This is a genomic window from uncultured Limnohabitans sp. (assembly GCF_937889215.1).
Taxonomy (GTDB): domain Bacteria; phylum Pseudomonadota; class Gammaproteobacteria; order Burkholderiales; family Burkholderiaceae_C; genus Limnohabitans_A.
This window is the reverse complement of sequence record NZ_CALBEX010000011.1, coordinates 1-3172: the sequence shown is the minus strand read 5'-3', so window position 1 is coordinate 3172 and position 3172 is coordinate 1. Positions and strand designations below refer to the sequence as shown.

The window sequence follows — 3172 nt, the reverse complement described above, 5'->3', positions numbered from 1 at the left end:
GCTGCCCCCCGGGCATGCCGCTTTCTGAGGCCGACATCCAGCCTGACTTGGACCGCCGCCGCCCCGGCACCAGCAAATTCGTCACCCAGCGCAACGAGCCCGATGCGGTGCAAATCTTGTCAGGCGTTTACCAAGGCCTGACCACCGGCACCCCGATTTGCCTACTGATCAACAACACCGACCAGCGCAGCAAGGACTATGGCGACATCCTGCAAACCTTCCGCCCCGGGCATGCCGATTACACCTATTGGCGCAAATACGGCTTGCGCGACCCACGGGGCGGCGGCCGCTCCTCGGCCCGCTTGACAGCCCCCATGGTGGCGGCAGGTGCCGTGGCCAAGAAGTGGCTGAAAGAACAGTTCGGCACCACTTTTGTGGGCTGCATGACGCAGATCGGCGATGTGCCGATTGGCTTTGAGAGCTGGGACCATGTGCCCAACAACCCATTTTTTGCCCCAGTGGCCGATGTCTCAGCCCTTGAGGATTACATGAGCGCACTGCGCAAGTCAGGCGACTCGTGCGGTGCCCGCCTGCGTGTGGTGGCGCGCGGCATGCCCGTGGGCTTGGGCCAGCCGCTGTTTGACAAGATCGACGCCGACATCGCCTACGCCATGATGGGCATCAACGCCGTCAAAGGCGTGGAAATAGGTGCGGGCTTTGGCTGCGTCACGCAAAAAGGCAGCACGGCTGGCGATGCGCTCACACCGGACGGCTTTGTGGGCAACAACGCGGGCGGCGTGCTCGGCGGCATCAGCACCGGGCAGGACATCGAGGTGTCCATCGCCATCAAGCCCACCAGCTCGATCCTGATCGCCCGTGAATCGATTGATTCAGCAGGCCAGCCCACCGAGGTCATCACCAAAGGCCGCCATGACCCGTGTGTGGGCATCCGCGCCACCCCAATAGCTGAAGCCATGTTGGCCCTGGTGGTCATGGAGCACGCCTTGCAGCACCGCGCCCAATGTGGTGATGTGGCGCACGATTTGCCGCCCATTGCAGCCGCCAAGCCTTAAGGCATGACGCCACGCCGTCAGCTCATGCCCTTTGCCGCGCTGTCGGCCAGTTACTTTGCGCACATCGGATTTTTCAACCCCTATTTGCCGCTGTGGCTGCAGGACATGGGGCTAAGCCTTTTGACCATCAGCGTGCTCACGGCTGTACAAGCGGGCACGCGATTGTTTGCCCCTTACGCTTGGGGTGCCATCAGTGACCGCACGGGTGAGCGGGTCAAGCTGCTGCGCATTGGGGCCTGCGTGGCCTTTGCCACATCGCTTTTGTTGTTTGTGCCATGGGGGCCTGTGGGCCTGGGTTTGGTGTTGCTGCTCATGTTCACCCACACCAGCGCCATGATGCCCATGAGCGAGGCGGCCATGGCCCACTTGGTCAGCCAGGGGGGCACGTTTGACACGAAACGCTACGGACGGGTGCGCCTGTGGGGTTCGTTGGGTTTTTTGGTCACGGTGTTTTTGGCGGGGGCCTGGTTTGAGGCTTTTGGCATGCAGCATTTTCCGGGTTGGACCGTTTTGACCTTGGGGGCGGTGATGCTGAGCGTTTGGTGGATGCCCGATTTGAAAGAGGCTTCGCACCACGCCGATGCGCATGCCCCAGTGTGGCCGGTGTTGCGTCAAAAACCGGTGCTTTGGTTTTTCACGTCCACTTTTTTCCATGTGCTCTCGCACATTGGTGTGTACGTGTTTTTCTCGCTTTACTTGGACGCTTTGGGCTACAGCAAAACCATGATCGGCGTTTTTTGGGCGGTTTCGGTGGCGGTGGAGATTGGCTGGTTTTTTTCCCAGTCGCGCTGGTTGCCGCGCATGCCTTTGACGGCTTGGTTGGTGCTGTGTTCGGCGGTCATGCTGCTGCGCATGGTCATGACGGCTGCTTGGGCCGATGTGCTTTGGGTGTTGCTGCTGGCGCAAACGTTGCACGCCATCACTTTCGCTACCCACCACACGGCATGCATTGCCTTGATCTCACACCATTTTCCCGGGCGGTTGCGCGGTCGAGGGCAGGCCTTGTACACCGTGATTGCCTACGGGTTTCCGGGGGTGTTGGGGGCCTTGCTGGGTGGTGTCATCAGCGAGCATTGGGGTTTGCAAAGCGTGTTTGTGGCAAGTTGCCTGACCAGTCTGGTGGCCACCGCAGCAGCCTACAAAGTTTGGCGTTTGCAGCACCCTCATGTGCTCAAGGCACGGTGACCTCAGCCTGCGTGGCCTATGCCTTCCATCTTTTATGGGCCACCGTTTTTACTTTGAGTGTGTCTTTTGCCGATGTCTGCTGCTGTTCTGCCTGATTTTTTACCGCGCGATTTGACCCTGGCCTTGGCTGGTGGCCGGCGCTGCGAAACACAATGGCAAGAGGCCCGCATGGTCTGGCATGCATGGGGCGAGCCGCACCAACCCGCTGTAGTGCTGTTACATGGCGGCAGTGGCAGTTGGACGCACTGGGTGCGGTGCATCGCGCCGCTGCGAGATGCCGGCTGGTGCGTGCTGGTTCCCGATTTGCCGGGCTTTGGGGACACCGATTTGCCCGCAAGCTGCACCGATGTGGACGACCTGCCTGCGCATTTGCACGCGGGTTTGCAACAATTGAAGGGCGCGGGCATTTGCGCGGGGCCGGTGAGCGTCGCGGGTTTTTCTTTTGGGGGCATGGCCGGGGCCTTGTGGCTGGTTGAACACCCGCAAGACGCTGTGCAATTGGTGTTGGTGGGGTCTCCGGGCTTGGGTCTGACCGTGTCCGAACGCATTCCGCTCAAGGGCTGGCGGCATTTGCCCAGCCCTCAGGCGCAAGAGGCCGTTCACCGTCACAACCTGATGGCTTTGATGCTCCATGCCCCTGAGGCGCTGGACGATCTGGCGCTGCACTTGCACACCGCCAATGTGCAGCGTGATCGCATGCCCCGCAGGCGCTTGTCATCGAGCGACATCGTGGCGCGGGCTTTGCCGAACTTGCAGGTTCCCGTGAGCGCCATTTACGGTGAACACGACGCCTTGTACCTGGGGCGTTTGTCCGAATTGGCAGCGGCCTTGCCTCGGCTGACGCAACACTGGAAGCAGTGGCATGTGGTGCCGGGCGCTGGGCATTGGGTGATCTATGAGGCCGCTGACGACTTCAATGCGGCTTTGCTGCAAGTGCTCCGAACCTGAGTGGCGTGCGCATTAAAACAGCAGCA

At 61.1% G+C, this 3172-nt stretch carries 3 protein-coding genes; all 3 read left to right on the top strand.

Annotated features, from left to right (window positions below; genetic code table 11):
• A partial coding sequence (aroC, locus tag Q0341_RS00305; RefSeq protein ID WP_299509717.1) for a chorismate synthase occupies nt 1-1013 on the top strand: 1013 nt, incomplete at its 5' end.
• A gap of 3 nt (nt 1014-1016) precedes the next feature.
• Nucleotides 1017-2198 carry an MFS transporter gene (locus tag Q0341_RS00300; RefSeq protein WP_299509714.1) on the top strand — a complete coding sequence of 394 codons (1182 nt, stop codon included), beginning with the start codon at nt 1017-1019 and terminating at the stop codon, nt 2196-2198.
• A 168-nt stretch (nt 2199-2366) separates the two neighbouring features.
• Nucleotides 2367-3146, top strand: a complete 780-nt coding sequence (locus Q0341_RS00295) for an alpha/beta hydrolase (protein WP_299509712.1) — start codon at nt 2367-2369, stop codon at nt 3144-3146.
• Nucleotides 3147-3172: the final 26 nt, after the last annotated feature.